11 protein-coding genes and 2 pseudogenes are annotated in these 19941 nt (G+C 71.7%); 7 read left to right on the top strand and 6 right to left on the bottom strand.

What is annotated here, in order from left to right:
* Nucleotides 1–96 precede the first annotated feature (96 nt).
* From ACWEJX_RS14635 to ACWEJX_RS14610, 6 genes and pseudogenes are all read right to left on the bottom strand, one after another.
* A complete protein-coding gene (locus tag ACWEJX_RS14635) occupies nucleotides 97–1650 on the bottom strand; it encodes an alpha-L-arabinofuranosidase B (RefSeq protein ID WP_451607809.1) in 1554 nt (517 codons plus the stop codon).
* A gap of 319 nt (nucleotides 1651–1969) precedes the next feature.
* Entirely contained in the window at nucleotides 1970–4252 is a 2283-nt protein-coding gene (yicI, locus tag ACWEJX_RS14630) for an alpha-xylosidase (RefSeq protein ID WP_451607808.1), read from the bottom strand.
* Nucleotides 4249–4383: pseudogene (locus ACWEJX_RS14625) on the bottom strand (family 1 glycosylhydrolase); the annotation flags it as partial. The pseudogene ACWEJX_RS14625 and the gene yicI, both read right to left, overlap by 4 nt.
* 30 nt (nucleotides 4384–4413) lie before the next feature.
* Nucleotides 4414–4620 (bottom strand): annotated as a pseudogene (locus tag ACWEJX_RS14620) (family 1 glycosylhydrolase); the annotation flags it as partial.
* 29 nt (nucleotides 4621–4649) lie between these two features.
* The gene (locus ACWEJX_RS14615) at nucleotides 4650–5633 is read right to left on the bottom strand and encodes an acetylxylan esterase (RefSeq protein WP_451607807.1); all 984 of its coding nucleotides are present in this window, start codon (nucleotides 5631–5633) and stop codon (nucleotides 4650–4652) included.
* Between the two features lie 200 nt (nucleotides 5634–5833).
* Nucleotides 5834–8695 carry a glycoside hydrolase family 3 C-terminal domain-containing protein gene (locus ACWEJX_RS14610; protein ID WP_451607806.1) on the bottom strand — a complete coding sequence of 954 codons (2862 nt, stop codon included), beginning with the start codon at nucleotides 8693–8695 and terminating at the stop codon, nucleotides 5834–5836.
* 220 nt (nucleotides 8696–8915) lie between these two features.
* Here ACWEJX_RS14610 and ACWEJX_RS14605 point away from each other — a divergent pair, with 220 nt between their 5' ends.
* From ACWEJX_RS14605 to ACWEJX_RS14575, 7 genes are all read left to right on the top strand, one after another.
* Nucleotides 8916–10598 (top strand): ABC transporter substrate-binding protein, encoded by a 1683-nt coding sequence (locus ACWEJX_RS14605; protein WP_451607805.1) that lies wholly within the window; start codon nucleotides 8916–8918, stop codon nucleotides 10596–10598.
* Nucleotides 10595–11542: an ABC transporter permease gene (locus ACWEJX_RS14600; protein ID WP_451607804.1), complete on the top strand. Its 948-nt coding sequence runs from the start codon at nucleotides 10595–10597 to the stop codon at nucleotides 11540–11542. Before ACWEJX_RS14605 ends, ACWEJX_RS14600 begins: the two co-directional genes overlap by 4 nt.
* On the top strand, nucleotides 11539–12513 hold the full coding sequence (locus ACWEJX_RS14595) for a carbohydrate ABC transporter permease (RefSeq protein ID WP_451607803.1): 975 nt from the start codon (nucleotides 11539–11541) through the stop codon (nucleotides 12511–12513). Before ACWEJX_RS14600 ends, ACWEJX_RS14595 begins: the two co-directional genes overlap by 4 nt.
* A gap of 128 nt (nucleotides 12514–12641) precedes the next feature.
* On the top strand, nucleotides 12642–13670 hold the full coding sequence (locus ACWEJX_RS14590) for a LacI family DNA-binding transcriptional regulator (RefSeq protein ID WP_451607802.1): 1029 nt from the start codon (nucleotides 12642–12644) through the stop codon (nucleotides 13668–13670).
* Nucleotides 13671–13697: 27 nt separating this feature from the next.
* The gene (locus ACWEJX_RS14585) at nucleotides 13698–15683 is read left to right on the top strand and encodes a beta-galactosidase (protein ID WP_451607801.1); all 1986 of its coding nucleotides are present in this window, start codon (nucleotides 13698–13700) and stop codon (nucleotides 15681–15683) included.
* A 56-nt stretch (nucleotides 15684–15739) separates the two neighbouring features.
* Complete coding sequence (locus tag ACWEJX_RS14580; protein WP_451607800.1) at nucleotides 15740–17881, top strand: alpha-galactosidase; 2142 nt, start codon at nucleotides 15740–15742, stop codon at nucleotides 17879–17881.
* 169 nt (nucleotides 17882–18050) lie between these two features.
* The gene (locus ACWEJX_RS14575) at nucleotides 18051–19847 is read left to right on the top strand and encodes a cellulose binding domain-containing protein (protein ID WP_451607799.1); all 1797 of its coding nucleotides are present in this window, start codon (nucleotides 18051–18053) and stop codon (nucleotides 19845–19847) included.
* Nucleotides 19848–19941 lie beyond the last annotated feature (94 nt).

Raw genomic sequence — 19941 nt, 5'->3', positions numbered from 1 at the left:
GGGGGCGGGGGGGGGGGGGCCCGGGGGTGGTTGGGGGCCGGCCCCGCCCCCGCGGGGGAGGCGGTGGCGGGCCGGTGCGCGGTGGTGCCGCCTGGCTCAGCCCCAGGGCTGGGCGATGAGCCAGCTGGTGTCGGCGGCCCAGCTGGTGGCGCTGTCCCAGCTGTTGGAGCCGCCGTTGCTCGCTATGTAGGCCGTGTAGTTGTAGTGCCGGATGTACTTCGTCGGGAAGTTGACGGACTGGAAGGAGGTGCCGGCCCCGCTGTTGCCCCTGGTGGGGCAGAAGGTGGCGTCCTGGGCGAAGGCGCCGGCGCCGTTGTCGAAGTCCAGGTAGAGCTCGTAGTCGTAGTGGTGCAGGAACTTGCCGGGGTTGTTGGCGGACTCGAAGGAGAGGCAGGAGCTGTCGGCCAGGCCGGCGCGGACGATCCAGGTGGCGTCGGCCTTGTCGGTGGCCGAGCTGGAGGAACCGGTGCCGGCGATGACGACCTTGTTGTCGGCGTCGTTGTGGCGGAGGTAGTGCGCGGTGCAGCAGGGCGCGGTGGTGGCCTGCAGGGAGATCCGGGAGCCGGGAGTCAGCGTGCCGGTGCCGGTCGAGCCGCTGTTGTAGCCGGCAGCGGTGATGTTGGCCTGGACCGCGTTCTCGGTGGCGTCCGACGGGTAGCCCTGGGTCATGACCCCTTCGTAGAAGGTGCCTTGGGCCCACTTGCTGTTGTCGCCGCCGATGCCGAGGATGATCGCGCCCTCCTTGTGCATCGGGTTGTAGCCGGTGGCGTTGGGGCGTGCGCCGCTGTAGAAGGTGGACAGGCCGCCCGACCGGGCGTCGCCACCGCGGAGGGCCCACTGGTTCGGGCCGCCCTTGAGCATGGCGGTCAGGAATCGGTTGCCGACGCTGGGGTCATTGGCGTTGAACCCGCGGTTGACTCCGGAGAACAGGCCGTTCTCCAGGTCGGCCATGACCCAGGGGCCGTTGCCGCTGCCCCAGCCCCAGCTCTTGTTGTCGCCGAAGTAGAGGGCCTCCATGTGGCCGTTGCCGGTGTCCAGGTTGTTGGTCTCGGCGTTGCCGTAGTCGAAGCAGCAGCCGCCGTTGAAGTGCGTGCCGTCGAAGATGGCGTACATGCCCTCGGGCTGGTCGCCGGTGGCGATGCCGTTGGTGTTGTTGTTGCGGTAGCCGGTCCCGGGGGCGACGTAGACGCCGTACGCCTTGTGCCCGCCGACGGTGACCGGCGCCTCGAAGGCGTTGGCGAGGTTGTCCGGCCCGCCGGCCGCCCCGCCGGCAGGCGCCTGGGTGAGGTGGTTGCCCTTGCCGGACTGGTCGTAGAGGACCGTGATGACGCAGCTGGTGCCGGCGCAGAAGGAGTCCTGCGCGGCGGCGTCGGCGTATCCGCCGGCGCTCAGCGGGCCGATGTCCCTGGTCGCGTTGTCGGAGGCGCGCCTGACCTGGTACAGCGGGCCGCCGTACGCCCCGTACAGGGCCCGGGTGGTGCTGTGCGCCGCCACGCACGGCGTGCCACCGGCGCGGTAGATGTCGCACGGACCCTGGGTGGCCGCCTGCGAGGTCCCGGCCGTGGCGGTGAGCAGGCCGACGGAGAGCGCGGCGGTCGCACCGACCGCGAGGAGGGCCCGCCCGGCCTTGCGCATCGACGATCTGATCATGAAGCACTCCATTCACAGGGTGGGGGGTGTGAGGTGAGCGGTCTCCGGGGGTGCGCGGCGCAACCACGGTCACATGGTCTTGTTAGCGCTAACAATTCTCGGAAAGAGGCGCGCGTGATGACGGCACGGACACCTCCCGTGCCGCAACGGGCATCACTATGGCCAGCCGCCAGGACACCGTCAAGACATCGCGCATCGACGGACACTCCAGCCTCAACTGCCGCCTGGCACTTCGTATTCGCCCGGCAGCATCGAGGTCGGGGTCACCCGGCAGCAGGCCCAGGTGCAGCTGGTGGAGCACCTCGCGTCGGGGCCCGTCTCAGGCCGGGTAGGGCAGGTCCGCTTCACGGGTACCGGCCGGGTGGACGTGCAGCACGCCGTTCGGGCCGCCGATCCGCAGCCGCCAGGGGTGCGGGCTGTCGGTGGTCACCCGGATCCGGTCGCCGGTGCGGCGCACGTCGAAGCGGGCGGTCTCGCCGGGGCCGTCGCTGCGCGGGATCACCACGGTGCGCTCGGCGCCGTCGGCGAAGGCGTGCACCCGCAGCTCGACGTCCTCCGCCCAGGCGGAGACCGGGCGCTGGTCGTCCGCCCCGAGCGGGATGACGGAGTCCGGGCGGGCGAGCAGCGGCAGGGTGTGGAAGCCGTGCCGCTCGCGCACCCAGCGCGGGCCGGTGACCTGATCGCCGGTCAGGAGGTTGGTCCACGTCCCCTCGGGCACGTAGTACTCGACCGTGCCGTCATCGGTGAAGACCGGGGCGACGAGAAGGTCGTCGCCGAGCAGGTACTGCCGGTCGAGAGTGGCGGCGGCCGGGTCGTCAGGGAACTCCAGCACCATCGCGCGCATCACCGGGAGGCCGGTGGCGTGCGCCTGCTGCGCGGCGCGCTGGAGGTAGGGCGCCAGGCGGTGCTTGAGCAGGGTGAACTCGCGGGTGACCTCGACCGCCTCCTCGCCGAAGTCCCACGGCACCCGGTAGGACTTGCTGCCGTGCAGCCGGCTGTGCGAGGAGAGCAGGCCGAACTGCGTCCAGCGCTTGAACACGGCGGGGGTCGGGGTGCCCTCGAAGCCGCCGATGTCGTGGCTCCAGAAGCCGAAGCCGGACAGACCGAGGGACAGGCCCCCGCGCAGCGACTCGGCCATCGCGTTGAAGTGCGACTCGCAGTCGCCGCCCCAGTGCACCGGGTACTGCTGGCCGCCCGCCGTGGCGGAGCGGGCGAACAGCATCGCCTCCCCCTCCCCGCGCTCCTCGCGGAGCAGCTCGAACACCGCCTGGTTGTACAGCTGCGTGTAGTAGTTGTGCATCCGCTCCGGGTCGGAACCGTCGTGCCAGACCACGTCGGTGGGGACGCGCTCGCCGAAGTCCGTCTTGAAGCAGTCCACCCCGACGTCGAGCAGGGCGCGCAGCTTGCCGGTGTACCAGTCGCGGGCGGCGGGGTTGGTGAAGTCCACCAGGGCCATGCCCGGCTGCCACAGGTCCCACTGCCACACGGTGCCGTCCGCGCGCCGCACGAGGTGGCCCTCGCGCATGCCCTCGGCGAACAGCTCCGACTTCTGCGCGATGTACGGGTTGATCCACAGGCAGATGCGCAGCCCCTGCTCCTTGAGCCTCGCGAGCATGCCGGCCGGGTCCGGGAAGGTGTCCGGGTCCCAGTGGAAGTCGCTCCACTGGTACCCGCGCATCCAGAAGCAGTCGAAGTGGAAGACGCTCAGCGGGATGCCGCGCTCGGCCATGCCGCCGACGAAGCTGTTGACGGTGGCCTCGTCGTAGTCGGTGGTGAAGGAGGTGGTCAGCCACAGGCCCAGCGCCCAGGCCGGGGGCAGGGCCGGTCGGCCGGTGAGCGCGGTGTAGCGCTCCAGGATCGCCTTGGGGGTGGGGCCGTGGACGACGAAGTACTCCAGCGACTGGTCCTCGACACTGAACTGGACCTGGCCGACGGACTCGGAGCCGACCTCGTAGCTGACCTTGCCGGGGTGGTTGACGAAGACGCCGTAGCCCCGGTTGGTCAGGTGGAACGGGACGTTCTTGTATGCCTGTTCGCTGCTGGTGCCGCCGTCCGCCTGCCAGATGTCCACCACCTGGCCGTTGCGGACGAACGGGGTGAACCGCTCCCCCAGGCCGTAGACCAGCTCGCCGACGCCCAGCGAGAGCTGTCCGAGCATGTGGTGGCGGCCGTCGGCGTCGGTGACGAAACCGGTGCCGCGCTCCCCCACCGAGGTCAGCACCCGGCCGTCGGCGGTGAACTCCAGCTGCCACGGCTTGGAGGTGTCCACCCGCAGCGTCAGCTCGCCCGAGCAGAGCTCCACGACGTCGCCGTCCCGGCGTACCTTCCCGGTGCCCTGCTCGGCGCCGGGCAGCGCGAACTCCGGCCCGCGCCGCACCGAACCGGCGTGGTGGGTGGTGCGCACCCCGATCACGCCCTCGGCCGGGGACCAGCACTCGACGGTCAGCAGTGGGCTGTTGAGCGTGTCACCGCGGCCGCGCACGCGCCTCACGGGCGCGTAGAGGGTCATCCGGTCCTCGCCGGTGCGGAGGTCGGCGACCTCGGTGGCGTAGCGCGCCGTGACGCCCGGGCGCATCAGCCAGTAGCCGTCGGTGAACTTCATCGGGCAGGTTCCTCCGTCCGCGCACGGTGCGCGGTGATCAGGCCCCGGTAGCAGTGGTAGCTGTCCTTGGGCGTTCGGGTCTGGGTTTCGTGGTCGACGTGGACCAGGCCGAAGCGCTGTTCGTAGCCGCGGGCCCACGCGAAGGGGACGACCGGCCGACCGGCGACGTCCTCCGGGTAGCGGTGGTAATGGTCGAAGGCGGTGTCGCCGGTGGCGCCGCCGAGGGTGCGGCCGGGGGTGTGGCTGAAGGTGTCCCAGATGGAGGGGCCGCGGCCGTCCTCGTCGTGGGCGCCTTCGATCTGGTAGGCGGCGGTGGCGGCGCCGAAGCGGGATCCGGCGGGCAGGTCCGGGAAGGGCGGGGAGGTCACGGGCGTCCCGTCGCCGGAGGGCACGGCGCTCACAGCTCCGGCGCCAGCCCGCGCTCGCGCAGCCAGGCCAGCTGGACGGGCGGGTTGGAGCCGCAGCCGCCGGCGTGGTCGGCGAACGGCCACACCGTCATGGTGCGGTCCTCCCCCGCGTAGTGGTTGAACGCGGCGTAGACCGTCCGGGGCGGGCAGACCGGGTCCATCAGGCCGACGCTGAACAGGGCCGGAGCGGTGGCCCGCTGGGCGAAGTGGACGCCGTCGAAGTACGCGAGGGTGGCGAAGGTCGGCTGCACGCGCTCCCGACTGTGCCAGCGCAGATAGCTGACGAGCTCCTGGTACGGGCCGTCCAGAGAGGTCCGCGCGCCCTCACGGTAGTGGCACAGGAACGGGACGTCCGGCATCACGGCGGCCACCCGGTCCCCGCTGAGCCCGGCGACGGCCAGGGACAGGCCGCCGCCCTGGCTGCCGCCGGCCACGACGATCCGGCCGGCGTCGAGACCGGGCAACTGCGCGACGGCGTCGACGGCGCGCACGCAGTCGGTCATCAGCCGCCGGTAGTAGTGGTTCTCGGGGGAGTCGATGCCCTTGGTCATGAAGCCCCCCACCCACTGGGAGCCGTCGCCCATGCCCCGGTCCGGGGTGTGGTGGCCCTGGCCCCGGCTGTCGACGACGAGCTGGGCGTAGCCGGCGGCGGACCAGAGCAGGTGCTCGGTGGGCAACCCGCGACCACCGCTGTACCCCTGGTAACCGACGACGACGGGCAGCGGCCCGTCCACGCCGCGCGGGCGCAGCAGCCAGGCGGCCACCGGCTCGCCGTTCCAGCCGGGAAAGCGCACGTCGTCGACCTCGACGGTGCGCAGTCCGTACTGCGCGGTGACACGTTCGGCCTTGACCGCACCGCCGTGCGAACGGGCCTCGGCGAGGGTGCGCTGCCAGAACTCGTCGAAGTCCTGCGGGGCGATCGACTCGGGCCGGTAGTCGGCGAGTTCGTCGGCACCGAAGTCGGTGACGGGCATGGGGGGTTCCTCCGGGTGCTGCGCGTTCGAGGTCAGGTGGTGGGGCGAGGGCAGGGACATGCGGGCCGCCTCCGGGTGGCTGGTGACTGCAGGTCGGAGCCCGTGGGGCGGGCGGGATCGCCCGCGCGACGAGCCGGGCCGGAACGGGTGGCGGCCCGTCTCCCCACTGGACGGACCGCCGGTCTGCGGGGCGGTAGGCGTCAGCCGGCTGCGGCGAAGCGGAAGGCGGAGAGCCGGAAGTCGCCGTGCAGGGTCAGGCTCAGGTCGTGCACGCCGTCGAGCGGGGCGGCGAGTTGGGCCGTGACCGTCGTCCAGGCGTAGCGGTCGCCGGTCACCGGCACGTCGATGTCGGCCAGCACCCGGCCGCCGGCCCGGACCTCCAGCCGGGCAGCGCCGTTCGCGCCGTCCGCGCGGGCGGTCTCGACCTCGACCCGGACGGCGCCTGAGAGGTCGGCCTCACGGAACAGCAGCATCGCGGGCTGCCCGGGGTCGGTGGGCGTGACGGCGTCGCCGTCGGCGCGGGTGGCGTCGACGATGGTGATGTCCGTGTGGTCGTCGAAGTCGACGGCCCGGACGGTCCGTCCGACGACGGCGCGGGCAGCGGGCGCCGCCCCGGTCACGGTGAGCGGCGTGGCGAGGACCTCGTCCTCGGCCGACCGCGCCACGACGACCTCGTAGTCGCCGGGGTCGACGGCGAAGGCGCCCGTGGCGACGTCCCAGTGGGCGAACCGCTCGGCCGGCAGCCGGAACGTCAGTGCGAGGGCCTCCCCCGGCTCCAGGCGGACCTTGCGGAAGTCGGCCAGACGCAGCCGGGGCGCCGCGTAACGGGCGTCCAGGGCCCGCACGTAGACCTGGACGACGTCGCCGCCGGATCGCCGGCCGCGGTTCTCCACGGTGACGGTGAGGTCGACCACGCCGTCCGGGCCGATCGACGGCTGCGACAGGCGCGGGTCGCGGTAGGTGATGTCGGTGTAGGACAGCCCGTGGCCGAAGGGGTAGAGGGCGGCGCCCTGGTGGTACTGGTAGGTCCAGCCGGCCTTGATGATGTCGTAGTCGAGCGGGGCGGGCAGCGGGTCGTCGCCGCGGTACCACGTCTGCGGCAGACGGCCGGTGGGCTCGGCCTCGCCGAGCAGCACGGCGGCCAGCGCGTGGCCCGTCTCCTGCCCGCCGTGGGAGGTCCACACCACGGCGGGCAGGTGCTCGTCGGCCCAGTCGACGGCGTAGGGGTAGCTGCTCATCAGCACCAGTGCCGTCTGCGGGCGGGCTTCGGCGACGGCGCGCAGCAGTGCCTCCTGACCCTCGGGCAGGCGGATGTCGGCGCGGTCCTCGGTCTCGCGGCCGTTGATCATCGGGTGGTTGCCGAGGACGACGACCGCGGCGTCCGCCGTCGCGGCGGCTTCGCGCGCCTCGGCGCGGCCGTCGCGCAGCAGCTCTCGCTGCCAGCGCTCGGCGGTGTCCGGGGTCTCGGCGGTGACCGTCACCCGGCCGTCGGTCGGGTCCACGGCGGCGTAGCGGCCGGTGAACACGTTGCGCAGCAGCACGGTGTCCTCGCCGGCCGGTTCGAACCGGAAGGTCTCCTTGACGAACCAGGCCTTGATGACGTCCTGGTCGGCGGCCAGCCCATCGTCGTCCTGGAGGGTCAGGTAGCGGCCGGTGTCGACGGCGCGCAGCGTGGAGGCGCCGCCGCCCCAGTCGGTCACGTCGAAGGAGGTCTTGCCGAGCAGGTCACCGGTGGTGCGCGAGCGCAGGGCGATCCGGTCGCAGCCCTCCACCCGGACGATCTCGCCGCCGTGCGGGGCGAGGGCCGCGGCGAGGCCGGTGGCCAGGCCGACCCGGTACGGCATGGTGCCGCTGTACCAGTCCTCGAAGAGCGCGTCGGCGAGCGGGCCGATGACGGCGATCCGCGGCGTGCGGGCGGGGTCGAGGGGCAGCAGGCCGTCGTTCTTGAGCAGGACGACCGACTCGGCCGCGGCCTGCCGGGCCAGGGCGCGGTGCTCGGCGCAGTCGATCACCTCGGGGCCGATGGCGGCGTACGGGTCAAGGTCGGGGTCGAACTCGCCGAGGCGGAAACGCACTTCGAGCTGGCGGCGGACGGCACGGTCGACGTCGGCCTCCTCGATCAGGCCGCGTTCCAGCGCCTCGCGCAGCCGGCCGACCACGGTCTCCGTGTCCTCGCCGTGGTCGGTGAAGCTGTCGATGCCGGCCTTGAGCGCGGCCGCGTGGGACTCGGCGTGGTCGTCGAAGTAGTGCTCCGGGTCGACCAGGTTGGAGGGGGCCTCGGCGTCGCTGACCACGAACAGCTCGTGCCCGGTCGGCCGGGCCCAGCGGCGCAGCTCCGCCTCGATCAGCGGACTCACGTGGCAGGGGCGGCCGTTGACCAGGTTGTAGGCGGCCATCGCGCCGGTCGCCGCGCCCGAGGCGATGACGGGTCGGAAGGCGGCGAGGTCGTACTCCTGGAGCACGCGCGGGCGCAGGGCGGAGGAGGTGGTGCAGCGGTCGTCCTCGTTGTTGTAGGCGAGGAAGTGCTTGAGCACCGGGGCGGCCCGCAGGTAGTCCGGGTGATCGCCGGCCAGACCCCGGCAGAACGCCTCACCGATGCGCGCGGTGTGCACCGGGTCCTCGGAGTAGCCCTCCTCGTTGCGCCCCCAGCGCGGGTCACGCAGCAGGTTGAGCACCGGGGCCCAGGCCTGCAGGGAGTTGGCCCCGCGCTCGGGGCTGCCCACGGCCGGCGGGCGGTGGTAGTGGAAGGCCCGCAGCTCGGTGGAGACCGCCTCGGCCACCCGGCGCACCAGCTCCTCGTCCCAGCTGGCGCCCAGGCCGACGGCCTGCGGGAACACCGTCGCCACGCCCAGCCACGAGACGCCGTGCAGGCCCTCGCTGCCGGTACGGAACGGTTCGACTCCCAGCCGCGGCACCGCCGGCGCGTACTGGTGCAGCATCGCGAGCCGCTCGTCGGGCGTGAGCCGCCGGAGCAGGTCGTCGACACGCTCCCGCAGGGAGAGCGTGGGATTGCGGAAGCCGGGCAGGCCGGCAGCGGACACGGGCACGGGCACGGAACTCACGTGGAACACCCTTCGGGCGGGCTCGGCTCGGCGACCGGATGATCGAAGCGTTTCGACGCTGGCACGCTCCGAACGGGCCTGTCAACTCCCCTGAACTCAAACGGTTTTGGATTTGTTCAGCCTCTTGCCCAACTGGTAACGCGTCGTTAGTGTCGCCGAAACATCCAAGCGCTTCGACGCTTCGATGCTTCAACGCTTCGACGGAGAGGGCCACGCCATCATGAGATCCGGGTTGAACCGCAGGAGCTTCCTCACCACCGCCGTCACGGTCGCGGGAGCCGCCGCGATGGCCCCCCTGCTGTCCGCCTGCGGCGGCGGCTCGGACAAGAAGGTCGGGGCGAACACCAAGGAGGGCCTCAAGGCCGCCCTGCCGACCTACGTACCCAACCCCAACGCGGTGAAGCCGGACATAGCTCCCGTGCAGGGCTCGGGCGACGCCGCGACCGACCCGGCCTACCTCTCCTACCCCGCCTCCCCGCCCTCCAGCGTCTCCGGCGTTCCCGGCAAGGGCGGCAGCTACACGGCGATCACCCCGCTGTGGGGCACGGCCCCACCGGTCGGCAACTCCTTCTACCAGGCGATGAACAAGGCACTCGGGGTCGACCTGACCGTCAAGCCGACGGACGGGATCAACTACGACACCATCATCCCGACGATGACCGCGGCCAAGAAGCTGCCGGACTGGATCAACCTGCCGGCCTGGATGAACAACAAATTCAACACCGGTGGGCTGACCGGCACCCAGCTCGCGGACCTGACCCCCTACCTGTCCGGCGACAACATCAAGAAGTACCCCAACCTGGCCGCCCTGCCCACCGGCGCCTGGCAGCACGGCGTCTGGGGCGACAAGCTCTACGGGATTCCCTGCTTCTCCACCAGCTTCGGCATCCCCGGCGCCACCTTCTACCGCCGGGACATCCTGGACGCCCGGGGCATCACCGCCGACCAGGTGAAGTCCGCCGACGACCTGATGAACGTCGGCAAGGAACTGACCGACGCCAAACGGGGTGTGTGGGCCTTCGACGACGTGTGGACCTACCTCCAGTTCGCCTGGAACGTCCCCATGACCTGGAGGATCGACAACGGCAAGCTGGTCCACCCGTTCGAGACCCAGGAGTTCCTGGAAGCCCTCGACTGGCACAACCGCCTGGCCGCCTCGGGCTACATGCACCCGGACGCGCTCGCCGGTGACGTCGCCAACAGCGCCACCCGCTTCTACAGCGGCAAGACGCTCATCGGGGGCGGCGGACTGGGCGCCTGGAACCTGGCCGACCACCAGTCCGGCACCGCCGCGGACCCGAACTACCGGCGCGGCGCCTTCAACGCCGTCACCGCCGACGGCAAGGGCACGCCGGTGATGCCCATGGGCGCCGCCGCCAGCATGATCAGCTACCTCAACGCCAGTCTGAAGCCGGAGCAGATCCAGGAACTGCTCGCCGTCGCGAACTACCTCGCCGCGCCCTACGGCACGGCCGAGTACACCATGGTCAACTTCGGCGTCGAGGGCGTCCACCACACCTGGGTGAACGGCGTGCCGACCTTCACGGAGGAGGGGAAGAAGGACGTCCAGGTGACGAGCTACCAGTTCCTTGCCGCCGCCCCCTCCGTGACCAGCAACCCGGGCGGCGAGCAGATCACCAGGGACTACGCGAGCTGGTCGGCCGCCAACGTCAAGTACCTCACCAAGCCGCCCTTCTGGGGCATGAACCTCAGCATGCCGCAGGCCATCGCCTCGGCGGCGGCCGCGCAGAACGTCAACGACACCATCAAGGACTGCTACCACGCCAAGAAGAAGGTCTCCGAGGTGCAGGACGCCATCGCCGGCTGGCGCTCCGGCCCCGGTGAGCGGCTCAAGCGGTGGATGACCGACAACGTCCTCGACAAGTACGGCACCGGCCAGTGAGCACCGCGGCCCCGAAGCACCCGGCCGGCCCCGCGCGGCTCAACTGGCGGATCAGGCTGCGGCGCGACAAGTCCCTCCTGCTGATGACGGTGCCCGCGGTCGTCCTGCTCCTGGTGTTCAACTACGCGCCGCTGTTCGGCGTCGCCACCGCCTTCCAGGAGTACGACCCGCTGGTCGGGTTCTGGCACAGCGAATGGGTCGGGTTCGACCAGTTCCAGCAGCTGTTCGGCGACCCGGCGTTCTGGGCCTCGATGAAGAACACGCTGTACCTCAGCTTCGTGCAGCTGATCCTCTTCTTCCCGGTCCCCATCGCCCTGGCCCTGCTGCTCAACTCGGTGATCAGCGAGCGGATCCGCAACTTCTTCCAGTCCGTGGTCTACCTGCCGCACTTCTTCTCGTGGGTGCTGGCGATCACGATCTTCCAGCAGATGCTCGGCGGCGCCGGCGTGCTCAACCAGTTCCTGCGCCAGCACGACATCGGCACCTGGGACATCATGACCAACCCGCACACCTTCGCGCTGCTGGTCACCTCCCAGGCGGTCTGGAAGGAGGCGGGCTGGGGGATCATCGTCTTCCTCGCGGCGCTGAGCGCGATCAACAGCGAGCTGTACGAGGCCGCGGCCGCCGACGGCGCCGGGCGGTTCCGGCGGATGTGGCACATCACGCTGCCGGGGCTGCGCGGGGTGATCGTGCTGATGCTGGTCCTGCGGCTCGGCAACGCCCTGTCCGTCGGTTTCGAGCAGTTCCTGATCCAGCGCGACGCCGTCGGCCACGAGGCCGCGGACGTCCTGGACACCTTCTCCTTCTACTACGGCATCGCCACCGGCGGCTACAGCTACGGCGCGGCGGCCGGGCTCTTCAAGAGCGTGGTCTCCCTGCTGCTCATCTGGGGTGCCAACAAACTGGCGCACGCCTTCGGCGAGGACGGGCTGTACCGCAAATGACGAACGCACTCACCATCGGTTCGCGGGGCGAGAAGCGCCGCACCGCGACAGCAGCCGCCCTCCGCCGGGCCCGCTCCGCCCGCCCGCCCTGGGACGAGCCGCCCACCGCCGTCGGCCAGGCCGCCAAGGGCCTCACGCTCGGCGGGACGCTCGCCGTGATCCTGGTCCCGCTCTGGATCATCGTCCTGACCAGCTTCTCCACCCCCGGCGCCATCAACCGGGCCGGCGGCCTGGTGATCTGGCCGGACGGCCTGACCACCGAGACGTACCGCCAGATGCTCAGCGACTCGACGATCATCTCCGCGCTGGGGGTGAGCCTGGGCATCACCGTGGTCGGCACCGCGCTGTCCATGGCCGTCTCCATCCTGTGCGCCTACGGCCTCTCCCGGCCGCGCTCCCTCGGGCACCGCTTCGTCCTGCTGCTGCTGATCATCACGATGTTCATCAGCGGCGGCCTGATCCCGAGCTTCCTGGTGGTCACCGGTCTCGGCGGCTACGGCCAGTGGTGGGCGCTGATCCTGCCGAGCGCGGTCTCCGTCTTCAACATCCTGGTGCTGCGCGCCTTCTACCAGGAGACCTCCTCCGAACTGATCGACGCCGCCCGGATGGACGGCGCCGGGGAGTGGCGGATCCTGTGGTCCATCGTCCTGCCGACGTCACGCGCCGTCACCGCCGTCACCGCGCTGTTCTACGCCGTCGGGTACTGGAACTCCTTCTTCAACGTGATGCTCTACATGCCGACGGACAGTGAGAAGTGGCCGCTCCAGTACGTGTTGCTCACCTACGTCAACCGGGCGAACGGCCTGCCCGGTTCGGTCAATTCGGGCTTCGGGAACACCCATGTGCAGACCGCGCCGCTGTCGCTGCAGATGGCGGTCGTCGTCCTCACCCTGGTACCACTGGTGATCGTGTACCCGTTCGTGCAGAAGCACCTGCGCACCGGTGTCCTCACCGGAGCGATCAAGGGCTGAGCCGTCCGCACCGGTCCGGCGCGCCCCGGCCGGACCGGGACCGGGACCCGACCGGGACCCGGCCGGACCGGCCCGGGACCGGCCCGGGAACACGCCCTCAACGGAACCGACACGAAGGAAGCAGCGCGATGGTGACACTCGCCGATGTGGCCAGGCACGCCGGCGTCTCGTCGAGCACGGTCAGCTACGCCCTCAGCGGCAAGCGCCCGATCTCCGACGAGACCAGGACCCGCATCGAACGGGCCATCACGGACCTCGGCTACCACCCCAACGCGGGCGCCCGGGCCCTGGCCGGCAAGCGCTCGCACATCATCGCCCTGGTCGTGCCGCTCAACCCCGAGGTGCACGTGCCCACGATGATGGAGATCGCCATCGCCGTCACCGTCGCGGCCCGCGAACACGGCTACGACGTCCTGCTGCTGACCAACGACGAAGGCCCCGAAGGGGTCCGCCGCGTCGCCGCCACCGGACTCGCCGACGGCGTCATCCTGATGGACGTCCGGCTGGACGACGACCGCATCCCGGTCCTGCGCGCCGAGGACATCCCCGCCGCACTCATCGGCCTGCCCGACGACCCCACCGGACTCTCCTGCGTCGACCACGACTTCGCCACCGCCGGCGCCCTGTGCGCCGACCACCTCGCCGACCTCGGCCACCGCGACGTCGCCTTCATCGGCTACAGCAGCGGCGTCTACCGGCGCCACTCCGGCTACGCCGAGCGCACCCTGAACGGCTTCCGCTCCCGCGCCGAACGGCGCGGCCTGCGCTTCCTCCACCGGCCGTGCGAGGGCACGTACGAGAGCACCGCGGGCACCCTGGCCCGCATCCTCGCGGACCGCCCCGAGACCACCGGGTTCGTCGTCCAGAACGAGGCCGCGATCGGCCCGCTGCTGAGCCTGCTGCGCGCCGGCGGACGGACCGTGCCGGAGGACGCCTCCGTCATCGCCATCTGCCCCGACTCGCTGGCCGAGCAGCACGCACCGCGCCTCACCTCCGTCACCAGCCCGAAGAAGGACCTCGGACAGGTCGCGGTGGACCAGGTCATGGCGAGGATCGCCGCGACCACTGCGGGCGAGCAGCCCGACGACCAACTCCTCCTGATGCCACCGGAACTCGTCGTCCGCGAAAGCACCGCACCGGCCCCGCACCGCAGTTGACACCACTACCGGAAAGACGGTTCCCAGATGGACATCCGCCGGCTCACCGACCGCCTCGGCGGCCTCGCCTTCGGCGGGGACTACAACCCCGAGCAGTGGGACTCGGAGGTGTGGAAGCAGGACGACGAGCTGATGCGCCGGGCGCACGTCAACCTCGCCACCGTCGGCGTCTTCTCCTGGGCGCTGATGGAGCCCGAGGAGGGCCGCTACGACTTCGACTGGCTCGACGCCCACCTCGACCGGCTGCACGCGGCCGGCGTCGCTGTCGACCTGGCCACTCCCACCGCCTCCCCTCCGCCCTGGTTCACCCTGGCCCACCCGGACGCCCTGACCGTCCGCCCCGACGGCGTCCGTCTGACCCACGGCAGCCGGGACACCTACTGCCTCACCTCCCCGGCCTACCGCCGGGCCGCCCGCCGGATCGCCGCCGCCCTCGCCGAACGCTACGGCGACCACCCCGCACTCGCCCTGTGGCACGTCCACAACGAGTACGTCACGCCCTGCCACTGCGACCACACCGCCGCCGCCTTCCGCGTCTGGCTGCGCGCCCGCCACGGCTCCCTGGACGCCCTCAACCAGGCATGGGGAACGGCCTTCTGGAGCCAGCACTACACCTCGTGGGAGCAGATCCTCCCGCCTCGCGCCACCCAGTGGCACCACAACCCCGGCCACGTCCTGGACTACAACCGCTTCTGGTCCGACGAGACCCTCGCCGCCTACCGCGAGCAGCGCGACGCCATCCGCGCCCACAGCGACCGGCCGGTGACGACCAACCTCATGGTGCCCGACTACCAGAACCTGGACCTGTGGGCGTTCGGCCGCGAGGTCGACCTGGTCTCCGTCAACCACTACCCCGGCGCACCGGGCGTCGACGCCGCCGCCCACGCCGCCTTCGACGCCGACCGGGCCCGTTCCTTCGCCGGCGGCGCCCCCTGGCTGCTGATGGAATCGGGCACCAACACCGTCTACGCCGGCGACCGCGTCCTCCCCAAGGAGCCGGGCGACATCCTTCGCCACTCGCTCGCCCACATCGCCCGCGGCTCGGAGGGCGCGCTGTTCTTCCAGTGGCGCCAGTCCAAGGCCGGCGCCGAGACGTGGCACTCGGCGATGGTCCCGCACGCCGGGCCGGACAGCCGTACCTTCCGCGAGGTCACGGCGGCGGGAGCGGCCGTCGCCCGGCTCGGCGAGCTCGCCGGCTCCACCGTCCGGGCCGAGGTCGCCGTGCTGCACGAATCCGACGCCTGGTGGGCCATGCGGGTCGACGGTCTCCCGTCCGGCGAGCTCGACTACTACCCCGCGCTGCGCCGCGCCCACAAGGCGCTGTGGGACGCCGGCCTGACGGTCGACTTCGCCCATCCCGAGCACGACCTGAGCCGCTACCGGGTCGTCATCGCCCCGGCCCTGTTCCTGCTCACCGACGCGGGCGCCGAGAACCTGCGCCGCTACGTCGCCGACGGCGGCACCCTGCTCGTCCAGCACTTCAGCGGCGTGGTCGACGAGCGCCTGCACGCCCGGCTCGGCGGCTACCCGGCCGCACCGCTGCGCGAGGCGCTGGGCATCCGCGTCGAGGAGCACCGCCCGCTGCGGAAGGGCCAGGAGATCGTGCTCTCCGACGGCTCGACGGGCTCTTCCTGGAGCGAGTCCCTGCGCACCGAGGGCGCCGAGGCGCTCGCCGCCTACACCCACGGCATGCTCGCCGGCAGCCCGGCGCTCACCCGCCACGACTTCGGCTCCGGCCACGGCTGGTACCTCTCCACCCGCCTCGACGACGCGAGCTACGCCGCCCTGGTCGGCCGGCTGCTCACGGAGGCCGGGGTCGTCCCGGACCTGCCCGGCCTGCCGGCCGGCGTCGAGGCCGTCACCCGGCACGCACCGGACGGCCACGGCTGGCACGTGCTGATCAACCACCTCGACGAGCCCGTCCCGCTGCCGCAGCCCGGGCACGATCTGCTCACCGGCGCCACGGTGAGCCGGCTGCCCGCCGGTGGCTGCGCCGTCCTGCGCGCCTTGTGAGCGCTCACAAATGTGAACGCTCACAAGTCTCTCCCGCCTCATCGAGGAAGGCCACCATGAGCGACCCGAACGAGACGATCCGCTGGGGCCACGACGCCCTGGAGCTGGAGATCGCCCTGGGCGAGCACGGCACCCCTCGCCTGGTCCGCCTCGGCGCGCCCGGCGGGAAGAGCACCGCCCCCCGCCCCGGCGCACCGCTGCCGCTGGTGGAGGTGACGACCGCCGGTCTCGGCCGCCACTGGTCGGGCCGGCACCTCGTCAACACCGTTCTCGGCGGGCGCCTGCGCCACCGTACGCACCGGGCGACCCGGGACGGCGACTGGCATGTGCTCACCGTCGAACTCCACGACCCGGAGAGCGGTCTGACCGCCGAGGCGGTCTACCGCTCCCCGGACGGCCTGCCGGTGCTGCGCAGCGAGGTGCTGCTGCGCAACACCGGGGCGGCGACGCTGCACCTGGAATCGGTCGCCTCGCTCGTGGCGGGCTGCCTCACCGGGGGCGACCCGGTGCATCTGGACGACGCCGACCTGCTGTGGGCGGAGAACGAGTGGTTCGCCGAATGCCGCTGGCACCGCCAGCCGCTGCGCGTGTCCTCGCCCGAACGAAGCGGCCGCTTCCACACCACCAGCGGCCGCAGCACCCGCGTCGTGGCCGGACAGGGCGTGTGGTCCAGCTGCGGCCACCTGCCGATGGGCGGCCTGGCGGACCGCGAGTCCGGCCGCACCTGGCTGTGGCAGATCGAACACAACGGCGGCGGCTGGCGCTGGGAGTGCGGGGTGCGCGACGACACCGCCTACGCGGCGCTGTACGGGCCGAACGACGCGGACCACGGCTGGCGCCACCCGCTGGAGCCGGGCGCCGAGTTCCGTACCGTACCCGTGGCGCTGGCGTTCGGTACGGACGGCGGCCCGGACGACGCCTTCGCCGCCCTCACCCGCTACCGCCGCGCCACCCGCCGCCCGCACCCCGACCACCGGCGGCTGCCGGTGATCTTCAACGACTACATGAACTGCCTGATGGGCGACCCCACCACGGCCGAACTGCTGCCCCTGGTCGACGCCGCCGCCGAGGCCGGCGCGGAGTACTTCGTCATCGACGCCGGCTGGTACGACGACGGCGGCGAGTGGTGGAGCTCCGTCGGGGCCTGGGAGCCGTCGGCCTCCCGCTTCCCCGGGCCGAAGGGCATCCACGAGGTCCTGGACCGCATCCGGGAGCGGGGCATGGTCCCCGGCCTGTGGCTGGAGCCGGAGGCGGTCGGGGTGAACAGCCCGGTCGCCGCGTCCCTGCCGGAAGAGGCGTTCTTCCGCCGCGACGGGCAGCGCGTCGAGGAGGGCGGGGGCCGGTACCACCTGGACCTGCGCCACCCGGCCGCCCGCGCCCACCTGGACCGCGTGGTGGACCGCCTGGTCGGCGAGTGGGGCGTCGGCTACCTCAAGCTCGACCACAACACCGACCCGGGCTCGGGCACCAGCCGCCACCCGGGAGAGGCACCGGCGGCCGGCCTGCTCGGCCACAACCGGGCCCAGCTCGACTGGCTGGACGACATCCTGGACCGGCACCCGGAACTGGTGATCGAGAACTGCGCCTCCGGCGGCATGCGGATGGACCACGCCCTGCTCTCCCGGCTCCAGCTGCAGTCCACCAGCGACCAGCAGGACCTGCTGCGCTACGCGCCGATCGCGGCGTCGGCCCCTACCGCCGTCACGCCCGAGCAGGGCGCGGTCTGGGCCTACCCGCTGCCCGAGAACTCCCCCGACGAGGTCGCCCTGACCATGGCCAACGCGCTCCTCGGCCGCATCCACCTCTCCGGGCGGATCTCCGAACTCTCCCCGGAGGCACGGCACCTGGTCCATGAGGCGGTGACCGTCCACAAGTCGATCCGCGCCGACCTGCCGCAGGCGCTGCCCGCCTGGCCGCTCGGGCTCCCGGGCTGGGAGGACCCGTGGATCGCCCTGGCCCTGCACACCCCGGCCACCACCTACCTCACCGCCTGGCGGCGCTCCGGCGAGGACACCGTCAGGGACCTCGCCCTGCCCCACCTGCCCGGCGCCGACGTCCGAGCCGAGGTGCTCTACCCGTCCGACAGCAAGGCGTCGGCCACCTGGCACCCGGACACCGCCGCGCTGACCCTGACCCTCCCGGCGGCCCCGTCCGCCGTCCTGCTGCGCCTCACCCCCCGTCCGGGCGAACGGAGTTGACGATGCGCCGGACGACCGCGCGCGGCCCGCCGCGCCGACCCGCGTTCCGACGAAGCAGTCGAGCGTCCGGGCCCGATCCCGCAGCCGCGCGGGCCCCTGCCGTCCAGATCGCGGGAGTTCGTTTCCCCACTCGAACACCTCGCACCCCCACCCCGCTGGAGGGACGCAAGTGAAATGGTCAACCCGCACATGTCATGATCGCGTCATTACTCATCGCGTCATTGCCGCCACGGCGGCGCTGGCGCTCGCGGCCACCTGCGCGATCGCCGCCGTCGCCCCACCCGCCGCCGCCGCACCGCCCGCCCTCACCGCGAGCACCGTGTCGGTGTCGGTCGACGCCGCCCTGCAGCTCGCCACCGTTCCCGCCACCGGCGTCGGCGTGAACATCCCGGTCTACGACGCCAACATGAACGCCGCCGCCACCTCCGGCCTGCTCGGCACGGCCGGCATCAACACCGTCCGCTACCCCGGCGGCAGCCACTCCGACGTCTACCACTGGCAGACCGGCACCGCCGACGACGGTGCCTACGTCGCTCCGAACACCGGCTTCGACTCCTTCATGGGCACCGTGCGCGCCGCCGGAGCGCAGCCGATCATCACCGCCAACTACGGCTCCGGCACCCCCCAGGAGGCAGCCGCGTGGGTCCAGTACGCCAACGTCGCCAAGGGCTACGGAATCAAGTACTGGGAGATCGGCAACGAGGTCTACGGCAACGGTGAGTACGGCGCCCGGTGGGAGTACGACACCCACAGCAGCAAGAGCGCCACGACCTACGCGAACAACGTGCTCCAGTTCGTCTCGGCGATGAAGGCGGCCGACCCGAGCGTCAAGATCGGCGCCGTGCTGACCACCCCCGGCTACTGGCCGGACGGCATGGTCGGCCCGGGCGACACCATGGACTGGAACCACACCGTCCTGTCGATCGCCGGCTCGAAGATCGACTTCGCCATCGTGCACGCCTACCCCACCAGCACCAGCCCGGCCGACCTGCTCACCAAGCCGCAGGCCCAGAACCCGAACATCGCCGGCGCCGTGCGCTCGCTGATCAACCAGTACGCCGGATCCCACGCCCCCGACGTCGGCATAGCGGTGACCGAGGCGAACGCCCAGGCCTACCTCGACACCTCCCCCAACGGACTGTTCGCCCCGGACAACTACCTCACCTGGCTGGAGAACGGCGCGTTCAACGTGGACTGGTGGGACCTGCGCAACGGCACCGACTGCACGAAGGTGACCACCGTCGAGGGCGCCACCGACTACAACGACGGCGGCATGGTCTCCAGCGGCTCCCCCTGCGAACCGTCCGTCAACACGCCCTTCCCCGCCTACTACGGCATCCAGATGATCAGCAAGCTCGGCGCGCCGGGGGACACCCTGGTCAAGGCCGCCAGCTCGTCCTCGCTGCTCACCGCGCACGCCGTCCGCCGCGCCGACGGCGACGTGGACGTCATGCTGATCAACAAGGACCCGAACAACGACGCCACGGTGAACCTCTCGTACACCGGGTTCACCCCGTCCTCCGCCACCCCGACCGTCCACTCCTACCTCAAGAACGCCCACGGGATCGGCACGGCCCAGTCCGGCAGTCCGACCGCCCAGACCGTGCCCGCCTACGGCATCACGGTCGTCCAGATGCACCCGACCAGCGCGGCCTGCCGGGTCGTCTACAACAAGAACGAGTGGCAGGGCGTCATGGTCGGCTCCGTCACCGTCGTCAACAACGGACTCGGCCAGGTCAACGGCTGGTCCCTCGGCTTCGACTTCCCCGGCGACGACCTCATCACCAACAGCTGGAACGCCTCGGTGTCGCAGAGCGGCAGGAGCGTCAACGCCGGGAACGTGTCCTACAACGCCGCCGTCCCGCAGGGCGGCAGCGTCCAGTGGGGCTTCAAGGCCACCTGGTCCGGCAGTGACGCCAACCCCTCCGCCTTCCGGTTCAACGGCACCTCCTGCGCGATCGGCTGAACCCGATCAGCCGGTGGTGCCCCGGACCCCGGCTTCCTCCAGGGCCGAGGGCCCGGGGCACCACCACCCCGACCTGCACCTTCGAAAGGAACCG

Source organism: Streptomyces sp. NPDC004788, assembly GCF_053601115.1.
This window is presented reverse-complemented; position numbering and strand designations above follow the sequence as displayed.

Coding starts and splice junctions, on each gene's coding strand:
- ACWEJX_RS14615 (WP_451607807.1), bottom strand. CDS start 5,633: ATGCCCGTCACCGACTTCGGTGCCGACGAACTCGCCGACTACCGGCCC.
- yicI (WP_451607808.1), bottom strand. CDS start 4,252: ATGAAGTTCACCGACGGCTACTGGCTGATGCGCCCGGGCGTCACGGCG.
- ACWEJX_RS14595 (WP_451607803.1), top strand. CDS start 11,539: ATGACGAACGCACTCACCATCGGTTCGCGGGGCGAGAAGCGCCGCACC.
- ACWEJX_RS14590 (WP_451607802.1), top strand. CDS start 12,642: ATGGTGACACTCGCCGATGTGGCCAGGCACGCCGGCGTCTCGTCGAGC.
- ACWEJX_RS14580 (WP_451607800.1), top strand. CDS start 15,740: ATGAGCGACCCGAACGAGACGATCCGCTGGGGCCACGACGCCCTGGAG.
- ACWEJX_RS14635 (WP_451607809.1), bottom strand. CDS start 1,650: ATGATCAGATCGTCGATGCGCAAGGCCGGGCGGGCCCTCCTCGCGGTC.
- ACWEJX_RS14585 (WP_451607801.1), top strand. CDS start 13,698: ATGGACATCCGCCGGCTCACCGACCGCCTCGGCGGCCTCGCCTTCGGC.
- ACWEJX_RS14605 (WP_451607805.1), top strand. CDS start 8,916: ATGAGATCCGGGTTGAACCGCAGGAGCTTCCTCACCACCGCCGTCACG.